Here is a 235-nt window from a genome sequence, read left to right as displayed (position 1 = left end):
TGATTGCCGCATGCGCCAGCGCGGGATTTGTCGGACATGGACGGAATAGACGGGTTGCGCTGGCTCTGCAAGAGAGGGGCTGCAAGATCCCAACGCCGGGGGTGTGGAAATGGTTTAACGGGCAAGCGATCCCCGATGATAATAATTTACCGGCGCTCAGCCAGTTACTCGACGTGCGCGTGGAGTGGCTGCACTTTGGCATGGAAAAACCGGCCGCCTTGCTGACGCAGCGCAG

At 59.6% G+C, this 235-nt stretch carries 1 pseudogene; it reads left to right on the top strand.

Annotation, left to right across the window (positions count from 1 at the left end):
- Positions 1-2 precede the first annotated feature (2 nt).
- Positions 3-235, top strand: a pseudogene (locus KVT28_RS28180) (chromophore lyase); the annotation flags it as partial.

The sequence above is a fragment of the Pantoea sp. GbtcB22 genome, from assembly GCF_019091025.1.
Taxonomy (GTDB): domain Bacteria; phylum Pseudomonadota; class Gammaproteobacteria; order Enterobacterales; family Enterobacteriaceae; genus Pantoea; species Pantoea leporis.
This window is presented reverse-complemented; position numbering and strand designations above follow the sequence as displayed.